This is a genomic window from Variovorax sp. YR566 (assembly GCF_051992195.1).
Taxonomy (GTDB): domain Bacteria; phylum Pseudomonadota; class Gammaproteobacteria; order Burkholderiales; family Burkholderiaceae_C; genus Variovorax.
Map to the genome: position 1 here is coordinate 4,272,690 of NZ_CP197092.1, position 22,721 is coordinate 4,295,410.

Below are 22,721 nucleotides of genomic sequence, written 5' to 3' on the forward strand. Positions count from 1 at the left end.
ACGTGAACTACTGTCAATGACCCGCCGGTCACTAGGTGCGTTGACCCATCTCCACAAGCCGGTTGTCAGGCAGCTCGAAGTAGTCCGAAGCCCGCCCCGCATTGCGCTGCAGCCAGCCGAACAACACACGCCGGACCGGGTTCATGCCCGGCAGGTTTTCCTCGCCGACCGAGGCGCGCGAGACGAAGTAGGACGTCTTCATCGAATCGATCGCCAACGTCTTCTGGTACGCCAGGATGCGGATGAACTCGGGCACGTCGGGCCGCTCCATGAAGCCGTGGCGCGCCGTGACCATCCAGATGCCTTCCATCAGCTGCTCGGCCTCGATGCGGATGCGTGCATCGACGCGCGGGGTGTCGCAGGGCAGCACGCGCAGCACGATCACCTGCTCGTGCAGCACCTGGTTGTGCTTGAGGTTGTGCAGCAGCGCATGCGGCACCGCAGTGGCGTCGGGGTTCAGGAACACGGCCGTGCCGCTCACCCGGTGCGGCATGTGCAACGCCAGCGATTCGACGAACGGCCGCAGCGGCAGGCTCTCGGCCGCAGCGGCCTCCAGCCCCAGCCGGCGGCCCTTGGCCCAGGTGGTGAAGACCACCATCACCACGGCCGCCACCGCCAGCGTGAGCCAGCCGCCCTCGGCCACCTTCAGGCTGTTGGCGATCACGAAGGTCAGGTCGACCACCGCGAAGGCCGCCACGCCGACCACCACCGCCACCTTGTTCCAGCGCCACAGACCCCAGGCCACGATGCCGGCCAGCAGCGTGGTCGTCACCATCGTGATCGACACCGCGATGCCGTACGCAGCCGACAGCGCACCAGAGCTGCGGAAGCCCAGCACCAGCAGCAGCACGCCCACCATCAGCAGCCAGTTGACGGCCGGCACGTAGATCTGCCCGATGGCCGTGCCCGAAGTCTGTATCACCCGCATGCGCGGCAGGTAGCCCATGCGCATCGCATGCGCCGTGAGCGAGAAGGCGCCCGAGATCACCGCCTGCGAGGCGATCACCGTCGCCATCGCGGCCAGCACCACCATCGGCAGCACGCCCCACGCGGGAAAGAGCCGGAAGAACGGGTTGTCGATGGCCGCCGGGTTCGCCAGCACCAGCGCACCCTGCCCGAAGTAGTTCAGCACCAGCCCCGGCAGTGCGATGAACATCCACGCCAGGCGAATCGGCTTGGCGCCGAAATGCCCCATGTCGGCATACAGCGCCTCGCCGCCCGTGAACGCCAGGAACACCGCGCCCAGCACCGCCAGCGACTGCGCCCGATGCTCGACGAGAAAGCCGAGGGCGCGACGCGGGTCCAGCGCCGCCAGCACCTGCGGCTGCTGCAGCACCTGCCACAAGCCGGCTGCCGCCAGCACAACGAACCACAGCAGCATGACCGGCCCGAAGATCTTGCCGACCACGCCCGTGCCCTTCTTCTGCACCATGAAGAGCGCAACCAGGATCACCACCGTGATCGGGATCACCGCGCGCTGCAGCACCGGCGCCTGCACCTCCAGCCCCTCGACCGCCGACAGCACCGAGATGGCCGGCGTGATCAGGCTGTCGCCGTAGAACATGGCCGCACCCACCAGGCCCAGCATGCCGATGACGCTCCACACCCACGGCTTGGTCTTGGGCCCCGCAACCGCGCTGCGCGCCAGCGCCTGCAGCGCCAGGATGCCGCCCTCGCCGTCGTGGTCGGCGCGCAGCACGAACACCACGTACTTCAGCGTGACCACGAACATCAGCCCCCAGAAGATCAGCGAGAGCAGGCCCAGCACCGAATCGGGCGAGAACGGCACGCCGTGCTCGGGGTTCATCGTTTCCTTGAAGGCATAGAGGGGCGAGGTGCCGATGTCGCCGAACACAACGCCCAGCGCCGCGATCATGAGCGTGGGCCCCTTCGGATGCGCCGCCTCGCCGTACGCTGAAACCTGGGGCCCGGAAGCCGAAGCGGATGCTTTCATGAAGCAGAAGTTCAAAGTGGCGACGCTGCGAGCATAGTGCCGGGGCTTTGCATCGTCGCTGACAATCGTGGCGTGTCCGCCACTCCCCACCTCGCTGCGCCGCCTGCGCACTACGAAAACTTCCCCGTCGCCTCGTGGCTGTGCCCGCCACACCTGCGACCGCCGATCGCTGCGATCTATCACTTCGCGCGCACGGCCGACGACATTGCCGACGAAGGCACCGCCTCGCCCGGCGAGCGCCTGGCCGAGCTGCACGCCTACCGTGAAGAACTCGCCGCCGCCGCGCGGGGCGAAGTGCTCCCGTCGTCGCGCTGGCCCCACGTATTCGGCCCGCTGGCCCACAGCATTGCCCAGTACGGCCTGCCCGAAGACCTGCTCGCCGACCTGCTGAGCGCCTTCATGCAGGACATCGAGAAGACCCGCGACCGCGGCACCTACACCGACCGCGCCGAGCTGCTCGACTACTGCCGCCGCTCCGCCAACCCCGTCGGCCGCCTGTTGCTGCATCTCTACGGCGTGCACGACTCCGAGGCGCTGGCGCAGAGCGACGCCATCTGCAGCGCGCTGCAGCTCATCAACTTCTGGCAGGACCCGAGCGTCGACCTGCCGCGCGACCGCTTCTACTTTCCGCTGACCGACTGTGCCCGCCGCAAGATGACGCGCGAAAACTTCAAGGTCTTTGCGCCGCTCTCGAACGCCCCGCCGCCGCAGGAAGCTATCAATCTGATAGCAGTGGTGTCGCACTGGGCCCGCGAACTCATGCACGAAGGTGCCCCTCTCGTGCACCGCCTGCCCGGCCGCGCCGGCTGGGAGCTGCGCCTCGTCGTGCAGGGCGGCCTGCGCATCCTCGACAAGATCGAGGACCTGGGCTTCGACACCTTCTCGCAGCGCCCCACCATCGGCAAGACCGACGCGCCCGTGCTGCTCTGGAAGGCCATGCGGATGCGGAGACAATGGCGGCCCATGAAAGCAGCGCCTCCCCGATGAATCCCGAGCAATACGTGCAAGACAAGGCCGCCGCCTCGGGCAGCAGTTTCTATTACGCCTTCCTGTTCCTTCCCAAGCCGCGCCGCGCCGCGATCACGGCCTTCTATGCCTTTTGCCGCGAGGTCGACGACGTGGTCGACGAGGTCACCGACCCCGGCGTGGCCGCTACCAAGCTCGCCTGGTGGCGCACCGAGGTAGCCCAGTCGTTCGCGGGCACGCCGCGCCATCCGGTCATGCAGGCGCTGATGCCGCACACCGCGGCCTACGGCATCGAGGCGCGCCAGCTCCACGAAGTGATCGACGGCTGCCAGATGGACCTGGACCAGACCCGCTACCTCGACTTTCCCGGCCTCGCGCGCTACTGCCACCTGGTGGCCGGCGTGGTCGGCGAAGTCGCGGCGCGCATCTTCGGCCAGACCGATCCGAAAACCACCACCTACGCCCACAAGCTGGGCCTGGCGCTGCAGCTCACCAACATCCTGCGCGACGTCGGCGAAGACGCCCTGCGCGGGCGCATCTACCTGCCGGTGAACGAACTGCAGAAGTTCGACGTGAAGGCGCACGAGATCCTGAACCGCGTGCACTCCGAGCGCTTCGTCACGCTGATGAAGTTCCAGGCCGCGCGCGCCCACGTGGCGTATGACGAAGCGCTCGCCCTGCTCCCGCTCGCCGACCGCCGCACGCAGAAGCCGGGCCTGATGATGGCCAGCATCTATCGCACGCTGCTGCGCGAGATCGAGCGCGACGACTTCCAGGTGCTGAACCAGCGGGTGAGCCTGACGCCGGTGCGCAAGTTCTGGCTGGCGTGGAAGGTCCAGGCGCTCGGGCGCATCTAGCTTCGGTTTCCATGGATGCTTCCCAGCTTTCGCATGTCGGTCTGTTCAGGGCGATCCTCAGCATAGACCCCCAAGCTGACCTTTTCCATGAGCTGCTCAGTCCATGGATAGCAGGCGAGCGCGAATGGTTGACCGCGTTCGAGCAGCAAACGTCGCCAGAGCCCATTGAAATCGATGACTCATGGCGCCTCTATGCGCTTTCGCGCATCAACCAGATCTTGTTGATGGCATTTCAACGGGGAACACACGACATCTGGGAAGGCCCGGCCTTGACCATGCCGGAGTACCTCGCGTTCATGACTGGCCTGGGCTTTCGCGTGGTCGACGAGCCGGCCTACTCGCCCTTCTTTCATGAAATCGTCGAAGTCGTCGAAGCAGACGGAACCAGCCCCCGCCAGGATTACATCGATCTCGAACGGGTGGATTGGCCCGCACTGATGCTCGGTCCCATGATGTTCTCGCGAGCAGGTGTCGCCGTGTCCTGCGTGTCTGGCGCACTACAACCTGAAATCGCGACGTCGTCGACCCTCTATTGGGCTCACCGGCGCAAATACCGCCCCAGGGAGGATCTGGCGGACGGATGGGGCTCCAACTCGCAATGGGCCACGCAGTTCAGGCGCGACTACATCTTGGGCGACAAGCTGCTATTCAACGCAGACGGCAAATACGACTTGAATGACAGCGGCCTGCGAATGCGCGAAGACGGGCTGACAAGGGCCGAGCGCATCGAGTTGCTCACGCATGGGTGTTTCGTCCGTTGCGAGAAGCCGGACAACGACCTGGACCCCTACAGCGACCGCATCCTGCTCCCGCGCGACTTTCAATGAAAAGAATTGCGGTCATCGGCGCCGGCTGGGCCGGCCTCGCCTGCGCGGTCGAGGCCACGCGGCTCGGCCATGCCGTCACGCTGTTCGAAGCGGCGCACATGCCGGGCGGCCGCGCGCGGCGGGTCGACAACATGCACGGGCTGGCGCTCGACAACGGGCAGCACATCCTGATCGGCGCGTACACCGCCACGCTGAAGCTCATGCGCGACGTTGGCGTCGATGTCGACAGCGCGCTGCTGCGCCTGCCGCTCTCGCTGCGCTTCGCCGATGGTGGCGGGCTCAAGCTGCCGCGCCTGCCCGCACCGCTTGACCTGCTGGCCGGCATCTTCACGGCGCGCGGCTGGACCTGGCGTGACAAGTCTTCGCTGCTGCGCACGGCAATCGGTTGGCGGCTTGCGGGCTTTCGCTGCGCCGCAAGCACCACCGTCGCCGACCTGTGCACCGGCCTCACGCCCCGCGTGATGCAGGAGCTGATCGAGCCGCTGTGCGTCTCGGCCCTCAACACACCCGTGGCGCAGTCGAGCGGTGAAGTGTTCCTGCGCGTGCTCAAAGACGCCCTCTTCAGCGGCAGCGGCGGCGCCGACCTTCTGCTGCCGCGTGCTGACCTGGGCGCACTGCTTCCCGACGCAGCGATCCGATGGCTGGCGCAGCACGGTGCCGCGACGCGCATCGGTGCCCGCGTGCGCGCGATCACGCCCGAGGCCGCGCAATGGCGCGTCGACGATGAAGTCTTCGACCAGGTCGTGCTGGCCTGCGCGCCGTGGGACGCCGCCCGGCTCGTCCGTGCGTCCGGCCTGCAAGCGGATGCCTGGTGCGACACCACTGAAGCCCTGCGCTTCGAAGCCATCGCCACCATCTACGTGCGCGGCGCCTCACCACTTGCAGAACCGATGCTCGCGCTGCGCAGCAACCCGGCCACGGCACCAGCGCAATTCGCGTTCGACCGCGGCCAGCTCACCGGCCTGCAAGGCGTGCTCGCGATGGTCGTGAGCGCCAATGAAACACCGCGCGAAGTACTGGAAGAACAGGTAGTCGCTCAGGCGGCTGCACAGTTGGGCCAGACAAACCTGCAGCTCGTGCAGACAGTGGTCGAGAAGCGCGCCACCTTCGCCTGCACGCCCGCACTTTCGAGACCCGCTTCGGCCATCGCCCCCGGCCTGCAGGCCTGCGGCGACTACACCGAAGGCCCCTACCCCGCCACGCTCGAAGGCGCGGTGCTCAGTGGGCTGGCAGCCGCGAAAGCATTGGCGACCTCATGACGACCGAACTGCGCTATCTCGATTTCGACTACAGCGAAGACACCGAAGGCCACGGCACCTTCGATGCGATGGCATCCACCACGCCCGACAAGACGCCCGAGGTGCAGGCCGAAATCGCGCAAGTGCTCGCCTGGGCCGAAGCCACCTTCCCCAATGCCCGCGGCGCGCTCGAAGAAGGCGCAATGTGGGACTACGACCTGCAGCAGATGCAGGAAGAAGACGCGCGCTTCGTCACGCACACCCTCTCGCTCAGTGGCACAGCCGATTTCTGCGCGGCACTGCGCGAGCAGTTCGCGCTCGACTGAGCAAGAAGAAAAGAATCAGGCCGTCTTGTTGGGCAAGCGCAGCAGGCTCAGCCCCAGCAACACGAACGCCCCACCCGACAGCTTGTTGAACAGCCGCGTGCGGCGCGGGTCCGACAGCTGCTTGCGCAGCAGACGCGCCAGCAGCACGTAGAACGCATGCGACAGCACCGAGGCGGCCGCAAAGGTGGTCGTCAGCACCGCGAACTGCATGGCGAGCGGCGCGTCCTGCGTGAGGAACTGCGGGAACAGCGCCGAGAAGAAAAGAATGCCCTTGGGATTGGTCAGCGCCACCGTCAGGCCATGCCCGAACAAGCGCCAGCTCGAACGCGGCGAGGCCCCTGCCGACGAGCCCTGCAGGTCGGCGAACACGCTGCCCTGGCTGCGCCATTGCTTGATGCCCAGGTAGATCAGGTAGGCCGCGCCGGCCAGCTTCAGCACCATGAAGGCATGAGCCGAGGTCGAGAGCACCACGCCCAGCCCGGCCATAGCGGCGGCCGACACCATGAACAGGCCCATTGCATTGCCAAGCGAACTGATCATTGCGCGTCGCGGGCCCACGCTCATCGAATTCGAGACCGCGAGCAGCACCGCCGGTCCAGGTGTGAAAGCGACAAGCAGCGTGACGCCGCAGAAGATGAGCCAGTTGGAGAAATGCACTTTGGGGTTCCTGCCCGGCGCGAGGCCGCAAGACGTTGAGACAGACGGGAAACTATAGTCAGCCCGGCGAATCGCTGCAGACGCCGCGCCAATACCCCTCATCAGCCCACCTCACGGAACAAGCACCCATGGTCACCTGCTACCTGCGCTACATCGTCGATCCCTACAAGCTCAAGGAATTCGAGCACTACGGCAAGCTCTGGATTCCGCTGGTCGAGAAGTTCGGCGGCCAACACCATGGCTACTTTTTGCCGTCGGAGGGCGCGAACGACGTGGCGCTGGCAATGTTCACGTTTCCCAGCCTGGCCGCCTACGAAAAGTACCGCGCCGATTCGATGCAAGACCCGGAGTGCCAGGCCGCGTTCAAGTACGCGGAAGAAACCCGCTGCATCCTCAGCTACGAGCGCAGCTTCTTCCGCCCCGTCTTCAAATAGTGCCTCAGGCGCCCAGCGCCATGCACAGCGCGTGCAAGTTCGGCACGATCAGCTGCGGCCGTGCGCCATGCACCCACGGCCGCTCGTCGCGCACCAGCCACGCGGCCTGCATGCCGGCGTTGAGCGCACCGACCACATCGAGTTCGGCGTCGTCGCCCACGTGCAGCACGTCCTTGGGCAGCAGGCCGACCGACGCGGCGGCCGCGCGGAAGATGGGCGCGTGCGGCTTGCCGCTGCCGAAGGCGCGTGCGTTGAAGGCGGTGCGGAACCAGCGGCCCACGCCGGTCTTGTGGATGTCGGCGTTGCCGTTGGAGACCGCCACCAACGGATAGCGCTCGCTGAGCCACTTGAGCGCGGGCAGCGCGTCGTCATACAGCGTCACGCGCTGGCGCTCGGCGAAGAAGGCATCGAAGGCCGGCTCGGCAAGCGCTGGGTCTTCTCCCGCTCGCGTGAGTGCGGTGCGAATCGATTCGCGGCGCAGCGCGCTCAGGTCGTGCGCGAGGTCTGAACGCTCCTTGGCCGTGGCTTCACGCAGTTCGCGCAGGATGCCCGGCGTCATGAGCAGCGAGGCCGTCTTCGGCGCTTCGCGCAACAGCCATTCGTGCAGCACGGCCTCGGCGCGTTCGATGGTCGGCCAGATCGGCCACAGGGTGTCGTCGAGGTCGAGAGAGATCGCCGAGATGCGCTTGAGATCGAGAGGCGCGGCGCTTGCGGAGGCCGTGGGAGCGGAAGTCATGCCCGAGAATATCGCATGCCTCCAAGCCATGAGACCGCCCCTCCAAGTACCCCGCACACCCCGCGCACCGCCGTGCTCTGGTGCAACCTGGGTTCACCCGACGCCCCCACCGCCGCCGCCGTTCGCCCCTATCTCGCCGACTTCCTGGGCGACCCGCGCGTGGTCGAGATCCCCAGGGCAATCTGGGCATTGATCCTGCACGGCATCATCCTGCGCACGCGGCCAGCCAAGTCCGCAGCCAAGTACGCGAGCATCTGGATGCCCGAAGGCTCGCCGCTCAAGGTGTGGACACAGAAGCAGGCCACGCTGCTGGCCGGCTGGCTCGGCGAGCGCGGCCATCGCGTGGCGGTGCGCGACGCGATGCGCTACGCCAGCCCCTCCATCGCCTCCCGGCTCGACGCGCTGCAGGCCGAAGGCGCCACGCGCGTGCTGGTGCTGCAGGCCTACCCGCAGTACTCGGGCACCACCACCGCGAGCGTGATCGACGCGGTGAACGCCTGGAGCAGCAGGCAGCGCCGAGTACCCGAATTCCGCTTCGTCAACGACTACCACGACGACCCCGCCTACATCGAGGCGCTGGCGCAGAGCATCGAGAAGCACTGGAAGACCGACGGCCGCGGCGAGGTGCTGCTGATGAGCTTCCACGGCATTCCCGCGCGCAACATCGCGCTGGGCGATCCGTACCAGGCGCAGTGCCTCGAAACCGCACGCCTGCTCGCGGCACGGCTGGGCCTTTCGAGCACCCAGTACCGCGTGACCTTCCAGTCGCGCTTCGGCCGCGCCAAGTGGCTGGAGCCCTACACCGAGCCCACGCTGCGCGAACTCGGCGCCTCCGGCGTGAAGCGCGTGGACGTGGTCTGCCCGGGCTTCCCGGCCGACTGCCTCGAGACGCTCGAAGAAATCTCCATGGAAGGCCGCGAAGCCTTCCTGCACTCAGGCGGTGAAGCCTTCAGCTACATCCCCTGCCTCAACGACAGCCCGGCATGGATCACCGCGCTCGCGGGCATCGCCGAACGCAATCTGGCGGGCTGGCCTACGCAAAGAACAAGCACCACTCCATGAAGCCGGACCTGCACGAAGCCAACCGGCTCTCGTGGAACGCGGCCACTGTCGCGCACAACAGCCACAAGGGCGACCAGGCCGCCTTCTTCCGCAAGGGCGGCTCCACCCTCTTTCCCGAGGAAGCCGGCCTGCTCGGCGACGTGACGGGCCTGTCGGTGCTGCACCTGCAGTGCAATGCCGGGCAGGACAGCCTGAGCATCGCGCGCCTGGGTGCCGAAGTGACGGGCGTGGACATCTCCGACGAGGCCATCGACTTCGCGACGCGGCTGTCGCAGCAATCGGGCATCGCGGCGCGCTTCGTGCGCTCGGATGTCTACGACTACTTTCGCGATGCACAGGCGCGCGGCGAGCGCTTCGACATCGTGTTCTGCTCGTACGGCACGCTGTGCTGGCTCTCCGACATCGGCGCCTGGGCGCGCGGCGTGGCGCAGCTGCTCAAGCCCGGTGGCCGCTTCGTCTTCATCGAGTTCCATCCTTTCGCACTCGTGTTCGACCCCGCCTGGAAGTTCCACTACGACTACTTCAACGAAGCTCCCGTGCCCGAGGAAGGCGTGGGCGACTACGTGGCCGAGTCCGGCGACGGCCTCGTGCGCGAGGGCTACGAGCGCGGCGTGGAGAACTTCAGCAACCCGCATCCGAGCTTCGAGTTCACATGGGGCGTGGGCCAGGTGACGACCGCGCTGTCGCTGGCCGGTCTCGTCATCGAGCGGCTCGACGAGTACCCGTACGCCAACGGCTGGAAGCCCTTCGAAGGCATGCGCGACATCGGTGGGCGCCGCATGGCGCCGCCCGAGGGCATGCCGCGCATTCCGCTCATGTATTCGATCTCCGCACGCAAGCCATGAAAGTCTTTCGCACCCTCGGTGGCCTTTTTCTGCTGGCGCCCTTCCTGGCCAGCGCGACTGGAACCGTCGAAGTGCCCAAGGGCGTGTGGGAAGGCACGCTCGGCACCAAGGCCATCGTGGCCTGCTTCAACGCCGAATATCCGAGCGGCAGCTACTTCTACAAGCAATACAGAAAGGCCATCGCGCTGGGCCGCTCCGAGAAGGACAGCTTCTGGCACGAAGGCGGCGAGACCGGCCTGTGGGCGCTCGACCCGGGCAAAGGCACGACGCTCACCGGCACCTGGAAGAACGTGAAGGGCACGCCAGTGACGCTGCCCATCCAGTTGAACCTGTCCGATGCCACGGGCAGCGACAAGGCCTGCGCGAGCGACGGCTATGCAGGCCTGCTCGAAGCACCGCCGAAGATCGAGACCGGGAAGAAAGAGGAATTCGCGGCCGGCCGCAGCTTTCGCCGCCTGCGCTTCGCCGGGCAGGAAACCATCGAACTCTCCGGCCCCGAGCCCACGCTGGCGGCCATCAACCGCGAGCTGCGCCGCGACTTCGACACCAGCAAAGACACGATCAAGGAATACTTCGACAAGCGCCGCGAGTTCCTCGGACGGGTCGGCGTGCCGGCGGAAGACGAGAACACCGCCGATCCGTCCTACTGGACCTCGCAGTGGCTGAGCATCCGCAACTACACCTGGACGGCCGGCACGGGCCGTGCCGGCATCTCGTGGTTCTATCGCACCTGGGACCTGCAGACGGGCAAGCAGGTCGACCTGTGGACATGGTTCGCCTCTCGCCAGCCGTCGCCGAACGCTCCCGGGCCGGGCCCCATCGCCACCAGCGGCGGCTCCATGACGCCGAAACTGCGCCGCTTCCTGTTCCGCCACGCCGGCATCGATCCGTCGAAGGCCGAAGAGAACTGCGAGTTCAACTACAGGCAAGACGCCTATTACGACCTGACTCTGGAAGCCAAGGGCATGCGCTTCGCGCAGCCCGACTTCGGCAACGGCTGCGCGATCGAGATCGAAGTGCCCTACGCCGACCTCGGCCCGGTGCTCACGCCCGCGGGCAAGGCGGCGGTACGACGCATCGTCGAATCGCCGAATTAGCCCCGTAGCCTTGGCTCAGGCTGCCGGCCTGCGCGCCAGCAGCACCTCGATCGCAGCCTCCATCTCGGCGTATTCCCCTTCGCCGAAATGCTGCCGCATCACCTGCCCCTTGCTGTCGACCAGGTAGAACGCCGGCCAGTACTGGTTGTTGTAGGCCTTCCAGGTGGTGAAGCTGTTGTCCTGCGCCACCGGATAGCGGATGTTGAAGCGCTCGATCGCGTCCTGCACATTGCGCGTCGACTTCTCGTAGGCGAACTCGGGCGAATGCACGCCGACCACCACGAAGCCCCGGTCCTTGTACTTCTCGTACCAGCGCACCACGTGCGGCAGCGTGCGAATGCAGTTGATGCAGGAGTAGGTCCAGAAGTCGACCAGCACCACCTTGCCGGCCAGCCCCTGCATCGTGAGCGGCTGCGAGTTGAGCCACTTGTCGATGCCTGCGAACTCGGGGGCCTTGCCGTAGTCCCGCAGGCCCGGCGACGCAGCCAGCGCACTGCGCACCGGCCATCCGCCGCCCGCTGCCGCAACAAGCGCAGAGGACCCCATGGCGAGCCCCGAGAACGCCCTTCTGGACAACATCTTCATGATCGCAAACCTCGTTCGTGTGTCAGACCGACAGCGGTCTGGCGCGATTGTTTGCGGCGCACGCCGTGCGTGCGCATGTGTCACGGCAATTTGAAGTTTGTCCCGGCGGTGTGAAGGCCGCCGGCCCTCAACGCCTCAGAACTTGCCCAGATAGTCCATCTTGCCGATGGGCATGCCCTTGTGGCGCAGCACGTCGTAGGCCGTGGTCACGTGGAAGAAGAAGTTGGGCAGCGCGAACTGCAGCAGGTAGCGCTGAGCGGTGAAATGTGCTTCGCCTTCGCGCGCCTTGATGGTCACGGGGCGCTCTTCCTGGCCGTCGATCTGCGCGCGCTCGACGCTATTCAGGAAGTCCTGCGTCTTCACGATGCGCGCCAGCAGGTCGTCCCAGGTCTTTTCTTCGTCGGGAAAGCTCGGTGCGGTGATGCCCGCGATGCGGGCCGTGCCCAGCTTGCAAGCATCGCTCGCGCGCTGGATCTGGCCGGCCAGCGTGAGCATGTCGGGCGCCAGCCGCGCCTCGACCAGCGTGGCCGGGTCGATGCCGTTGGCCTTGGCATGCGCAAGGCTCTTGTCGAGCAGGTGGGTGAGTTGGCCGAGTCCGCGGGTAAAGACGGGCACTGACAGGTCGTACAGAGAGAGCGTCATGGTGTTCGAGGCCTTGTTGTGGTTGGAATCGGCGGCGATTGTCACGCCGCCGCTCCTTCAACGACCGGCCGCCCGAATAAACCCTTCGATCGGCTCCAGTTGTCCGGGCACGTTCAGCGCGGGCGCGTGACCGCAGGCAGGCACTTCAATGACCTGCAGCCTGCCGGCCGCGCCGGGGCCCCGGCGCTCCATCTCCTCGATCACGCCGGGCAGCACCAGGTCGGACTCGGCGCCGCGCAGGCACAGCACCGGGGCTTCGATAGCGTCGTAGTGCGGCCAGATCAGGTAGTCGTTGTCGTGCGCGCTGAACTGGCGGACCATGGCCGGGTCGTAGTGCGGCGTGACGCGGCCGTCGGGCAGGCGGCGCGTGGAGCTCTCGGTCAGGCGGCGCCATTGCGCATCGCTGAGCCAGCCGTAGGGCTTGTAGACGGTGCGGAAGAAAGCCTCCAGCTCGGCCACCGTGTCGAACGCGGGCGGCTGGCCCGCATAGGCGCGGATGCGCTCGATGGCGGGCTGGGCCAGTTCGGGCGCGTTGTCGTTCAGCACCAGGCTCGCGATGCGCGCCTTCATGCGCGGCTCGAACAGGCCCGACGCGCAGACTGTGCCGATGGCGCCGCCCATCGAGGTGCCGACCCAGTGCACGCGCCCCAGGCGCAGCTCGTCGCACAGCGCATTGGCGATGCGCGCGTAGAACGCCAGCTTGTATTCCTCGTCGGGCAGCGGGCTCCATTGGCTCAGGCCGCGGCCGATGGTGTCGGGGCAGATCACGCGGAAGCCGCGTGACGCGAAGTGCTGCGCCAGTTCGTCCATGTCGCGGCAGGTACGCGCCAGGCCATGCCAGGCAATGACCACCGGCGCCTCGGGTGCACCCCATTCGAGCCAATGGACTTCGCGGCCCGCGAGCTGGGCGTAGCGGGAGAGCGGAATGTTGTTGTCGCTCATCGCGCCGCCCTCGCCCGCAGCTTGCCCACGATGCCGGTCGGAAAGTAGTAGACCGACAGCACGAACAGCACGCCCAGCCACAACAACCAGCGGTCAGGCGACAGCAGCGCGGCCAGCCACGGCAGCCCGCTCGCAGCCTCGCTGCCCAGGCGCAGCAGGTCTTGCAGGTAGCTCTGCGCCACCACGAACAGCACCGCGCCAATCGCCGCGCCATAGATCGTGCCCATGCCGCCGATCACCACGATCAGCAGCACGTCGATCATGATCTCGAAGCTCAGCGAGGTATCCGGCCCGTTGTAGCGCAGCCAGATCGCAAGCATCGCGCCGGCCAGCGTGGCGAACAGCGCCGACAGCACGGCGGCCGTGGTGCGGTACACCACCACGCGATAGCCGATGGCTTCAGCGCGAAACTCGTTCTCGCGAATGGCCTGCAGCACACGGCCGAAGGGCGAGTTCACGATGCGCAGCAGCGCCAGCACCAGCACCACCGCGGCCACGAACAGCAGGTAGTAGCACAGCAGCCGCCCATCGAGCGAGACGCCGAGAAACGGCTCTTCCGAGAACTCGAAGCTCGGCGAGATCAGCTCGGGCAGCTTGAAAGTCAGGCCGTCTTCGCCGCCGGTGAAATCCGACAGCTGCGAGGCCAGCGTCTGAAAGGCCGAGGCCACGGCCAGCGTGATCATCGCGAAGAAAATCGCGCGCACCCGCAGCGAGAACAAGCCGATGGCGAACGAGAGCACCAGCGAAATCGCCAGAGACGCGCCCAGCCCCACCAGCACCGCGCCCCAGCTGGGCCCGAGCCGCGTTGCCGAAATCGCGATGCCGTAGGCCCCGATGCCGAAGAACATGGTGTGCGCAAAGCTCACGATGCCGGTGTAGCCCAGCAGCAGGTCGAAGCTGGCCACCAGCACCACGAACACCAGGATCTTGGCCGCGACGCTCAGCGCCTTCACGCCCGGGAAGATGAACGGCGCGAACGCCAGGGCGATGAACAGCGCCACCAGCAGCAGCGCCAGCAGGCGGCTCTTCGGCATGTCGTTGGAGAGAAGTCGTTTCAGGAACATGTCGTCTTCTTCCTCAACGATTCGCCACGGGGTACACACCCTGCGGTCGCCACAGCAGCACGGCCACCATCAGGAAGATGCTCGCGAACTGCGTGAGCGTGGGCAGCAGGAAGCCGATGTAGTTGGTCATGAGCCCCACCAGCAGCGCGCCGATGAGCGCCCCACCCGTCGAGCCCAGCCCGCCGATGATGATGACGATGAAGATCAGCACGTTGACCTGCGCGCCCATCTGCGGCACCAGGTTCTGCTGGAACAGCCCCCACATCACGCCTCCCAGGCCAGCCAGTGCGCTGCCCACCACGAACACACCTACGAACAGCCGGCCGATGCGATAGCCCAGCGACTCGACCATCTCGCGGTCTTGCACTCCGGCGCGAATGAGCAGGCCGATCTTGGTGCGGCCCAGCGTCCATGCCAGCACACCGAACACGACCACGCCCACAGCCACCGCGAGCAGCCGGTACTTGCTGATGGCCGCATCGCCGATCAGCAGCGAGCCGCGCAGCGCTTCGGGCAAAGGCAGCGGAATCTGCGCCGGCCCCCAGATCACCTTGATGAGCTCTTCGCCAATGATCATGCCGCCCATCGTGATGAGGATCTGCTTCAGGTGTTGGCCGTACACGGGCCGCACGATGAAGCGCTCGAAGGCCAGGCCCACCGCCCCGGCGACTGCCATCGCGACCAGCATGGCCGGGAACACCGCCACGAGGTTGCGCCACAGTTCGCCCGAACCGGTCCAGTCGCCCATCAGCCCGAGCACGCTGCTCGCCACGAAGGCGCCGAGCGCGATGAACACGCCGTGGCCGAAGTTCAGCACGTCCATCAGCCCGAATACGAGCGTGAGGCCCGAGGCGATGATGAAGATGATCATGCCCATCGCCAGCCCCGCGACCGTGAGCGTGAGCCAGGTCGAGAACGAACCGGTGAGCGGCAGCGCGACGAGCGCGAGGATCGGGGCCAGCAGCAGCGGCCTCCAGTCGAAGTCGAGTTTCTTCATAGAGCCAGTCCGAGCAGCGATTGCTGCAATTGCGCGTCCGCCGAGAACGCCGCCATGGAGCCGCTGTGCACCACGCGGCCGTTGTCCATCACCGCGACGTTGTCGCCCAGGCGTTGGGCGAAGTTGATGTTCTGCTCCACCAGCAGGATGGTCACGCCGCTGCGCTTGAGCTCGGCGAAGGCGTCGATCATGTTGTTGATCATCACGGGCGCAAGGCCCTTGCTGGGCTCGTCGATGATGAGCAGCTCGCGCGGCTCCACGATGGCGCGCGACACGGCCAGCATCTGTTTTTGCCCACCCGAGAGCTTGCCCGCCGGGTGGTTCCAGAACTTCTCGACCGCGGGGAAGAGCTTGAAGATCCACTTCAGGCGCGTGTCGTCGATCTGCGCTGCATTCTTCGCACCGCGCGCGGCGAGCAGCATGTTCTCCTTCACCGTGAGGTCGGAGAAGATGCCCATGTTCTCGGGCACGTAGGCAATGCCCAGGCCGGCGATCTGCGGCGTGTGCTGCGCGGTGATTTCCTTGTCGCCGAAGCGCACCCTGCCCTGCGACGCATGCCACAGGCCCATGATGGTTCGCAGCGTGGTCGTCTTGCCCGCGCCGTTGCGGCCCAGCAGCATCGTGAGCTGGCCCTTGGGCACGGCGAGGTCCACGCCATGCAGGATGTGATACGCCCCGATGTGCGTGTGCACGCCTTCGAGCGTCAAAAGATTCTGTGTGCTCATGCGGCCTCCTTCGCAACGCCCAGGTAGGCCTCTTGCACCACCGGCGAGGCAATCACCTCCGCCGGTTCGCCATCGGCCACCAGCGTGCCGTTGTGCAGCACGATGATGCGGTCCGCGAGTTCGCGCACCACGTCCATCTTGTGTTCGACCAGCAGAATGGTCTTGCTCTTGTCCTGCTTGAGCTTGCGGATCAGGTCGAGGATGACGGGCGCCTCGGCCGCGTTCATGCCAGCCGTGGGTTCGTCGAACATGAAGACCTTGGGCTCGAGCGCCATCAGCAACGCCACTTCCAGCTTGCGCTGGTCGCCGTGCGGCAGGCTCGCCACCGTCGCGTGCTCGCGCGATTTCAGCGCCACGTCGGCCAGGATCTGGTCGGCGCGCTCAGTCAGCGCCTTGTGGTCGCTCCAGATGCTCCACAGGTTGAGCCCGCGCCGGTGCGCGCCCTCGCGCGTGGCCTGCACTGCGAGGCGCACGTTCTCCAGCACCGTGAGGTTCGGGAACAGGTTGGTGAGCTGGAAGGCCCGCCCCAGCCCCGCGTGCGTGCGCGCGGACGGGGACAGGCCCGACAGCAACTTCCCGTCGAGCGACACCGTGCCCGCGCTCGCCTTGAGCTGGCCCGAGATCAGGTTGAAGTAAGTGGTCTTGCCCGCGCCGTTGGGGCCGACGATGGCCGTCAGCGTGCCCGGCGCAAAAGCGCAGCTCACACTGTTGACGGCTACGTGCCCACCGAAGCGGATGGTCAGATCTCGGGTCTCAAGCATCGTTGTTGGTCATTGCGAATCGAAAAGAGAAACGAAGAGCAGCCTGCCTCAACAGGTGCCGATCACGTAGTAGTTGGGGCCCGTCTGCTTCAGCGTGGTCGTGACGTAGATGTTCCACAGGCCCATCGACTGTCCCGAGCCGTAGGCATAGGTCAGGCCCCACAGTGCATAGGCACGCCCGGCGACGGTGTGCGAATAGTTGCTCGCGGTGTAGCACGTTCCGCCGCCGCCAGAGCCCGCGGTGGTCGCGCCCGTGGCCGCGGTCGACATCGCGCCCTCCACGTTGCTGGCGTCCAGCGCGGCCACGGTCCAGCTGTAGGTGGTGGACGCTGCCAGGCCGGTGTCGGTGTAGCTGGTGGCGGCAACGGGCGCTGCGTTGACCTTGCTGCCGCCGCGGTACACGTTGTAGCCGCTGGCACCCGTCACGCCGGCCCAGCCGATCACCATGCTGCTGCTGGTCGCGCCCGAAGTGCCCACGCCAGCGGGCGCGGGCAGGCCGCCGCCGCCCGCCGAACCGGTGACGCGGTCGATCATGGCCTTCATCGCCGCCATCTGCGGGCCCGACTTCTTCGCGTAGTTGGCACTGTCGTAGCCCCACCAGTCCCAGCAGCTGTTGGTGGCTGCCGTGCTGGTCTGCGGGTAGATCAGCACGATGTTGTTGGTGTCGGCCCAACGGTTGTAGCCAGTCTTGCGCACGTACTGGTCGCTCACGTCGGTGTAGTTCTGCTTGCAGCCATGCAGCACCAGGTGCACGCGGCACGAGGTGGTTGTGCAGGCCTGCGGCACGTAGATCCAGCCGGTGGTGGCCATGCCATGGCCGGAAATGAACTCCGACTGGTTGAACTCGCTGAAGGTGCCGCCCAGCGTGCCGTTGTTGCGCGGGTTCAGCGGCCCATAGAGCTGCGTGAGGATCTCGCCCGCAAGATCGAAGCCGCAGTTGTTGATGTAGGGCGCCGCAGTGGTGCTGCAGGCGCTGCCGTAGTCGTCGGTGACCATCGCGTGGCCCGCGCCGATGTTGTTCTTGTAGACCGTGTTGGCCGCAGGCACGAAGCTCTGGTAGTAGGTCTTCAGGTCGTCCATTACCGCCTGCTTGACGGTGTTGTCGGACGTGCCCGAGAACAGGTAGACCTTGGAGCCGCTCATGTTCGACACCGGGTCGACCGCCCCGCTGGCCGCCCAGCTGTTGGTGGTGCTCACGAGCGTCGACACCGGGATGCTGGTGCTGTGCGTCATGCAGCGCCCGGTGGCGTTGACCACCGAGCCTTCGGCGCAATAGAACGGTCCGCCCGCCACCACGCCGGCGCCGCGCTTGAATGTGGCCGAGTACGCCACGTGCAGTTGCACTGCCATGAAGCCGCCGGCCGACAGGCCCGACACGCTCACCTCCGCCGGGTTGGCGCCGAGCGCCGGCAGCGGCACCGCCGCCGTCGCGGCATGCGCCGCCACCGCCATTGCCGCAGCCGCGGCAAGTCCCTTCCAGTTCCATTTCATCGCTGGCATCGCTGTCTCCTTGTGTTGTGGGTATCGAACGCTTGCTTGCAGACTGACGAATCGGCCGTAGGTCGCGACAGGTTGCGCGGACGCAGGCTGGCGCTTCGCCCGGCGGCCATCCGGGGCGAAAGGGGAGCAGCGCTTCCTCGAGCGCCGCGCGGGTCAGGGGGTGATCGGCGCTGTCGTGTTCAGTGCTTGTTCTTGATCGGGATGTCCATTTCCTCAGGCTTGATCTCGTGCACCAGTTCCGGCACGCCCCAGGCGAACGCCGGGTCGACCTTGATCTTGAAGTGGTACATCGACTGCATCGCCTGGTGGTCTTCCTTGCGGAAGGTCATCTTGCCCTTGGGCGTGTCGAAGCTCATGCCTTCCATGGTGCTGATGAGCTTGTTGGTGTTGGTGTCGCCGTTGGTCTTCTTCAGCGCCGTCACCACCGCCATCGCGGCCGAGAAGCCGCCGGCGGTGAAGAAGTCCGGCGGCGTCTTGAACTGCTTGTAGTGCGCCGACACCATGGCCTCGTTCACCGGGTTCTTCGGAATGCCGAAGTAGTAGTACGCCGCGCCTTCCATGCCCGGCAGCGACTTGTAGGCCGCCATGGCCGGCAGGATGTTGCCGCCGGTGGCGATCTCGATGCCGTAGCGCTTCAGGTCGAGGTCGACGATCTTGAACGGGTTGCCCGCGCCGGCCCAGACGATCCAGATGATCTTGCGGCCCGGCTGGTCCTTCAGCTTGTCGATCAGGCGCTGCGCGCCGGCCGTGAAGTCGGTGGTGGTGGGCGGCAGGTACTCCTCATGAACCAGCTTGGCTTTCTTGAGCGCGGCGCCGAAGGCCTTCACGCCGTCGCGGCCGAAGGCGTTGTCCTGCGCCAGCGTGGCGACGGTAACGCCGGCCTTGTCGACGGCCACAGCATTGGAGATCGCGTCCTGACTCGAATTGCGGCCGGTGCGGAAGATGTACTTGTTCCACTTGTCGCCGGTAATCGAGTCGGCCACCGCGGGCTCGACCAGCAGGATCTTCTTGTATTCCTCGGCCACTGGCAGCATCGCCAGCGCCACGCCCGAAGCGGTCGGACCCACGGCCAGCGCGGCCTTGTCGTCGGAATAGGCCGCCGCCAGCAGCGACTTGCCCAGGTCGGGCTTGCCCTGGTCGTCCTTCTCGATGACCACGATCTTCTTGCCGTTGACCGTCATCGTGCCGCCGGTGGCGTAGTCCAGGCCCATCATGAAACCGGTCTGGGTCTGCTTGCCGTAGGCCTCCAGCGCACCCGTCTTGCTGTAGATGTGGGCAATGCGGATTTCGTTGGATTGGGCCCATGCGGGGGCGGCAGCGGCACACGTGGCGAGCGCAGCCAGCGTGACGAGGTGGCGACGATTCATATTCATGTCTCCTGATATTGGTGACTGAATATTGCACAGTTCGTGCCACGCGCCAACTCGTTGATAACAAAGGCTTCTTCACTCGGAAGATGTGCCTTTCGCCTGAATTCAAAACACTTGTATTGCCTGAATTTCAGACAAGTGTATTTTTTACAGTCAGGGTTTGCCAGAGGTTTGGCGCTGCGCGATCCACTGCTCGAACTGGCGCTGCGCCTGCAGCCTGAATTCGTTGCGCGTGTGGTTGCAGATGGCATGCGCGAGCCGCCGGTACTTCGGCTTTCGAACGCCGCCCAGGGTCGCGTCGAAAAGATGCTCGATGGTCGCCGAATCGGGCTTGTCGCGCGGTTCTTCGAAATCCATCGGCAAGCCGCACCAGTGACAGTTGGATCCGAAAGACGATCTGAGTGCTTGCACGCTCATGGGTGATACGAAATGGGGGTGATGCGATGCCCCCATTCTCGGACCACCCGGATCGCCTACACCGCGAGGCCGATGACGGCACGCGCGGTGTAGCCAGCGCTGGCGCTGCCCGACATCGTGGGCGTCATCGCCGCAATCTGCGCGGCCGTGTTGTCGCCGAAGACGTTGTCGGTGGACAGCGACACCGCCGCCAGGTTGGCCACGCTCGCGCTGTAGCCGGTGACGTTCGGGTAGATCGCATTGCAGACGTCGCTGGGCATGGCCAGCTGCGAGGTGAGCACGGAGTTCTTGCCGGTGGTAGCGGCCGACAGGCTGGTGAACACCTCGAAATGCATGTGCGGCCAACGGCCCGAGTAGCAGGCCGGAAAGATGGTCGTGAAGCTCATCTGCCCCGCGCTGTCGGTGACCTGCACGCCGCGCAGGTAGCTTTCGGCCGAGGCCGTGTACAACGAATAGTTGCCGCTGCGGTCGCAGTGCCACAGGTAGATCGCATAGCCCGCCAGCCCGGCGCAGCTGGCGTTGGTGTTCTGCAGCGTCAGCGTGATCGTCAGGGCCACGCCCTGCGCCACGGTGCTCGAACTGATGAAGCTGCTGCGGATGTCGCTTCGCACGATGCCGCTGGCGGTGAGCACGTCGGAGGTCGAGCCGGAGGCGGTGTTGGTGCCGTCCGCGGGATAGGGGCCGGAGGTCTCAGCGGGCAACGCGGGGCAGGCACTGCTGCTGGAGCTCGTAGTGGTGCTGGTCGACGTGCTGGAGGTCGTACTCGTGCTGGCGGCCGTGGTGCCCGACGACGCCGCAGCGCTTACGGCGGCAGCGGTCAGCGCACTGGCGCCGCTCGAATCGCTGCCGCCACCTCCGCCGCAACTGGCCAGCAGCGCCGAGGAAGAAAGCCAGAGCAAAGCTCGGCGACGCTCCAGGAGTTGCGCCTCCATGCGCGGAAGGTCTTCTGCCAGGCTGTGGCCGTGGTGTTGCGATTCGGGGTGGGCGCCGAAGGTTTTCATGCGGGGTTTCTTGCAGGTTAAAACCCGCAGCTTCCGCAAGCCGCTTTGCGCACAAATTTCACCGTGTTGCAGCTTTGTTGCTGAACGCGGCCGGCCCGCAGGCCCGGGCGCTTCCTCTTCAGCGAACCGGGTTCGTCATGCGCTCGTACAGCGTCGCGCGCGAAATGCCGAGCAGCCGCGAGGTGGCGAGCTTGTTGCCGCCCGTGCTCGCGAGCGCGGCGGCAATGGCCTTGTGCTCCAGCTCCGCAATCTGCTGGGCCAGCGGCCGCAGCAGCGCTCCCTCTTCGTCGCCCGACAGCTGCATGGCGTCAGGCGGCGCAATCTGGTCGAGCCCAGCTTCTCGCAGGATCCGTTCGAGCTGAACGGCGTCGATACGCTGCGAGTCACTGCGCATGGTCACCTGCTCCAGCACGTTGCGCAGCTCCCGGATGTTGCCGCGCCAGTGCTGGCCCGCGAGCAGAGCGAGCGCGTCGGGCGTGAGCTCGGGCGGTGCCTCGCCGCTGCGCAGCGCCATGTCTTCGCCCAGCGCTTCGACCAGCGCGGGAATATCCGCGCGCCGCTCGCGCAATGGCGGCACGCGCAGCGGCAGCACATTGAGGCGGTAGTAGAGGTCTTCGCGGAACTGCCCGCGCCGCACCAGCTCGGGCAGGTCGCGCGAGGTGGCGGCGATCACACGCGCGTCGAAGGGCACGAGCTTGTTGGAGCCCAGCGGCTCGATCTCGCCTTCCTGCAGCGCGCGCAGCAGCTTGGCCTGCAGGCCGAGCGGCATGTCGCCGATCTCGTCGAGGAAAAGGCTGCCGCCGTCGGCCAGCTTGAACTTGCCTTCGCGGCCCTTGCGGTCAGCGCCGGTGAAGGCGCCGGGCGCGAAGCCGAAGAACTCGGCTTCGAGCAGCGTGTCGGGCACGGCCGCGATGTTGACGCTGACAAACTGCCCCCTCGCGCGCGCAGACGAGGCATGAATCGCATGCGCCAGCAGCTCCTTGCCAGTGCCGGTTTCGCCCAGCAGCAGCACCGGGCTGGCCGATTGCGCCGCGCGTCGCGCGTGCCGCTTCACTTCCACCGCCGCCGGGCTGCTGCCGATGAAGCTCGCAAAGGTGTACTTGGAACGGCGCTGACCGTCGGGCGCGTGCTGGTACAGCGGGTTGTTGCGCTGGCTCGCGAGTTCGCGCCGCGCATCGTCGAGGTCGCGCTGCAGCAGCGCGAACTTGCTGATGAGCGGCTGCAGCGTGGTCTCGGGCTGGTCGAACAGCACGATGCCGATGGCACCGATCACGTCTCCCATTCCTCCTTCGCCGCCCCCGCGTTCTTCGCGCAACGGGATGCGGCTGACCACGAAGGTGCCGGCCTTGTTGGTGAGCAGGTCGATCAATATCGGCTCGCCGGTCTCGAGCACGCGCCGCATCTGCGTGTTGGGAATCACGTCTTCCACCATGTGCCCCATGAACTGGTCGATGGAAGAAAAGCCCAGCGCCGGCAGGAAGCGCCGGTAGCCTTCATTCACCCACACGATGCGCCCGCTGCTGTCCACCAGGAACATGCCCTGGCTGATGCTTGAAAACAAATGAAACATCGAGCGCGCGGCCAGCGCGAGGATCCCTTCGGCATCGAGGGGCAATGTGGGCGGTGCGGTGGGAGCGGCGGGCATGGCGCGAATCGTAGCGCGCATCAAACCGCAACAAATCGGGCAGCAAATGCCTTCAGGAAATGCTCAGAATCCG

At 66.3% G+C, this 22,721-nt stretch carries 24 protein-coding genes; 9 read left to right on the forward strand and 15 right to left on the reverse strand.

Translation table 11 applies throughout. The annotated features are described in order from the left end of the window. Positions 1-31: 31 nt before the first annotated feature. On the reverse strand, positions 32-1,876 hold the full coding sequence (locus ACTG4X_RS20065) for a potassium transporter Kup (RefSeq protein ID WP_093073747.1): 1,845 nt from the start codon (positions 1,874-1,876) through the stop codon (positions 32-34). A 150-nt stretch (positions 1,877-2,026) separates the two neighbouring features. Between ACTG4X_RS20065 and hpnC the strand changes: the two genes are divergently transcribed. Genes hpnC through ACTG4X_RS20090 form a run of 5 tightly spaced genes read left to right on the forward strand, consistent with a single transcriptional unit; the run spans position 2,027 to position 6,168 of the window. Then, entirely contained in the window at positions 2,027-2,941 is a 915-nt protein-coding gene (gene hpnC / locus ACTG4X_RS20070) for a squalene synthase HpnC (RefSeq protein ID WP_440531717.1), read from the forward strand. Beyond that, the gene (gene hpnD, locus ACTG4X_RS20075) at positions 2,938-3,777 is read left to right on the forward strand and encodes a presqualene diphosphate synthase HpnD (protein ID WP_440531718.1); all 840 of its coding nucleotides are present in this window, start codon (positions 2,938-2,940) and stop codon (positions 3,775-3,777) included. Before hpnC ends, hpnD begins: the two co-directional genes overlap by 4 nt. A gap of 11 nt (positions 3,778-3,788) precedes the next feature. Beyond that, positions 3,789-4,604, forward strand: coding sequence for a hypothetical protein (locus ACTG4X_RS20080; RefSeq protein ID WP_426388901.1), 816 nt, complete (start codon positions 3,789-3,791; stop codon positions 4,602-4,604). Beyond that, positions 4,601-5,863 carry a hydroxysqualene dehydroxylase HpnE gene (gene hpnE / locus ACTG4X_RS20085; protein ID WP_440531719.1) on the forward strand — a complete coding sequence of 421 codons (1,263 nt, stop codon included), beginning with the start codon at positions 4,601-4,603 and terminating at the stop codon, positions 5,861-5,863. Before ACTG4X_RS20080 ends, hpnE begins: the two co-directional genes overlap by 4 nt. Continuing rightward, positions 5,860-6,168 carry a hypothetical protein gene (locus ACTG4X_RS20090; RefSeq protein WP_258354395.1) on the forward strand — a complete coding sequence of 103 codons (309 nt, stop codon included), beginning with the start codon at positions 5,860-5,862 and terminating at the stop codon, positions 6,166-6,168. Before hpnE ends, ACTG4X_RS20090 begins: the two co-directional genes overlap by 4 nt. Positions 6,169-6,183: 15 nt before the next feature. Here the strand turns inward: ACTG4X_RS20090 and ACTG4X_RS20095 are convergent, their stop codons facing one another. Next, positions 6,184-6,825, reverse strand: coding sequence for a LysE family translocator (locus ACTG4X_RS20095; RefSeq protein ID WP_093175879.1), 642 nt, complete (start codon positions 6,823-6,825; stop codon positions 6,184-6,186). A gap of 128 nt (positions 6,826-6,953) precedes the next feature. On the opposite strand from ACTG4X_RS20095, the gene ACTG4X_RS20100 reads away from it, so the two are divergent. Next, the gene (locus ACTG4X_RS20100) at positions 6,954-7,259 is read left to right on the forward strand and encodes an NIPSNAP family protein (protein WP_093056443.1); all 306 of its coding nucleotides are present in this window, start codon (positions 6,954-6,956) and stop codon (positions 7,257-7,259) included. Positions 7,260-7,263: 4 nt separating this feature from the next. Here the strand turns inward: ACTG4X_RS20100 and ACTG4X_RS20105 are convergent, their stop codons facing one another. Then, positions 7,264-7,995 carry an HAD family hydrolase gene (locus tag ACTG4X_RS20105; protein ID WP_440531720.1) on the reverse strand — a complete coding sequence of 244 codons (732 nt, stop codon included), beginning with the start codon at positions 7,993-7,995 and terminating at the stop codon, positions 7,264-7,266. 15 nt (positions 7,996-8,010) lie between these two features. Between ACTG4X_RS20105 and hemH the strand changes: the two genes are divergently transcribed. The 3 genes from hemH to ACTG4X_RS20120 are packed head-to-tail and all read left to right on the forward strand — an operon-like array spanning position 8,011 to position 10,999. After that, the gene (gene hemH, locus ACTG4X_RS20110) at positions 8,011-9,057 is read left to right on the forward strand and encodes a ferrochelatase (protein ID WP_440531721.1); all 1,047 of its coding nucleotides are present in this window, start codon (positions 8,011-8,013) and stop codon (positions 9,055-9,057) included. Next, a complete protein-coding gene (locus ACTG4X_RS20115; protein ID WP_093056440.1) occupies positions 9,054-9,902 on the forward strand; it encodes a class I SAM-dependent methyltransferase in 849 nt (282 codons plus the stop codon). The genes hemH and ACTG4X_RS20115 overlap by 4 nt, the downstream gene beginning before the upstream one ends. Further along, positions 9,899-10,999 (forward strand): hypothetical protein, encoded by a 1,101-nt coding sequence (locus ACTG4X_RS20120; RefSeq protein WP_440531722.1) that lies wholly within the window; start codon positions 9,899-9,901, stop codon positions 10,997-10,999. Before ACTG4X_RS20115 ends, ACTG4X_RS20120 begins: the two co-directional genes overlap by 4 nt. 15 nt (positions 11,000-11,014) lie before the next feature. On the opposite strand, the gene ACTG4X_RS20125 is transcribed toward ACTG4X_RS20120, so the two are convergent. The 12 genes from ACTG4X_RS20125 to ACTG4X_RS20180 all read right to left on the reverse strand — a co-directional run bounded on the left by ACTG4X_RS20125 (position 11,015) and on the right by ACTG4X_RS20180 (position 22,648). Next, positions 11,015-11,578: a thioredoxin family protein gene (locus ACTG4X_RS20125; protein WP_426393182.1), complete on the reverse strand. Its 564-nt coding sequence runs from the start codon at positions 11,576-11,578 to the stop codon at positions 11,015-11,017. A 141-nt stretch (positions 11,579-11,719) separates the two neighbouring features. Continuing rightward, complete coding sequence (locus ACTG4X_RS20130) at positions 11,720-12,226, reverse strand: DUF1993 domain-containing protein (protein ID WP_093056584.1); 507 nt, start codon at positions 12,224-12,226, stop codon at positions 11,720-11,722. A gap of 57 nt (positions 12,227-12,283) precedes the next feature. Beyond that, entirely contained in the window at positions 12,284-13,168 is an 885-nt protein-coding gene (locus ACTG4X_RS20135; RefSeq protein ID WP_093175891.1) for an alpha/beta fold hydrolase, read from the reverse strand. Further along, a complete protein-coding gene (locus tag ACTG4X_RS20140; protein ID WP_093056437.1) occupies positions 13,165-14,232 on the reverse strand; it encodes a branched-chain amino acid ABC transporter permease in 1,068 nt (355 codons plus the stop codon). Before ACTG4X_RS20140 ends, ACTG4X_RS20135 begins: the two co-directional genes overlap by 4 nt. A gap of 13 nt (positions 14,233-14,245) precedes the next feature. Continuing rightward, a complete protein-coding gene (locus ACTG4X_RS20145; RefSeq protein WP_093056436.1) occupies positions 14,246-15,229 on the reverse strand; it encodes a branched-chain amino acid ABC transporter permease in 984 nt (327 codons plus the stop codon). After that, the gene (locus tag ACTG4X_RS20150; protein ID WP_097199026.1) at positions 15,226-15,954 is read right to left on the reverse strand and encodes an ABC transporter ATP-binding protein; all 729 of its coding nucleotides are present in this window, start codon (positions 15,952-15,954) and stop codon (positions 15,226-15,228) included. The genes ACTG4X_RS20145 and ACTG4X_RS20150 overlap by 4 nt, the downstream gene beginning before the upstream one ends. Beyond that, positions 15,951-16,715 carry an ABC transporter ATP-binding protein gene (locus ACTG4X_RS20155; RefSeq protein ID WP_093056434.1) on the reverse strand — a complete coding sequence of 255 codons (765 nt, stop codon included), beginning with the start codon at positions 16,713-16,715 and terminating at the stop codon, positions 15,951-15,953. Before ACTG4X_RS20155 ends, ACTG4X_RS20150 begins: the two co-directional genes overlap by 4 nt. Before the next feature lie 48 nt (positions 16,716-16,763). Then, positions 16,764-18,215, reverse strand: coding sequence for an extracellular catalytic domain type 2 short-chain-length polyhydroxyalkanoate depolymerase (locus ACTG4X_RS20160; protein ID WP_440531723.1), 1,452 nt, complete (start codon positions 18,213-18,215; stop codon positions 16,764-16,766). Positions 18,216-18,394: 179 nt separating this feature from the next. Beyond that, complete coding sequence (locus tag ACTG4X_RS20165; RefSeq protein ID WP_440531724.1) at positions 18,395-19,582, reverse strand: substrate-binding domain-containing protein; 1,188 nt, start codon at positions 19,580-19,582, stop codon at positions 18,395-18,397. Between the two features lie 156 nt (positions 19,583-19,738). Then, entirely contained in the window at positions 19,739-19,942 is a 204-nt protein-coding gene (locus ACTG4X_RS20170; RefSeq protein ID WP_256330778.1) for a hypothetical protein, read from the reverse strand. A 116-nt stretch (positions 19,943-20,058) separates the two neighbouring features. Further along, on the reverse strand, positions 20,059-21,003 hold the full coding sequence (locus tag ACTG4X_RS20175) for a dioxygenase family protein (protein ID WP_440531725.1): 945 nt from the start codon (positions 21,001-21,003) through the stop codon (positions 20,059-20,061). 118 nt (positions 21,004-21,121) lie between these two features. Next, the gene (locus ACTG4X_RS20180; RefSeq protein WP_440531726.1) at positions 21,122-22,648 is read right to left on the reverse strand and encodes a sigma-54 interaction domain-containing protein; all 1,527 of its coding nucleotides are present in this window, start codon (positions 22,646-22,648) and stop codon (positions 21,122-21,124) included. Between the last annotated feature and the right edge of the window lie 73 nt (positions 22,649-22,721).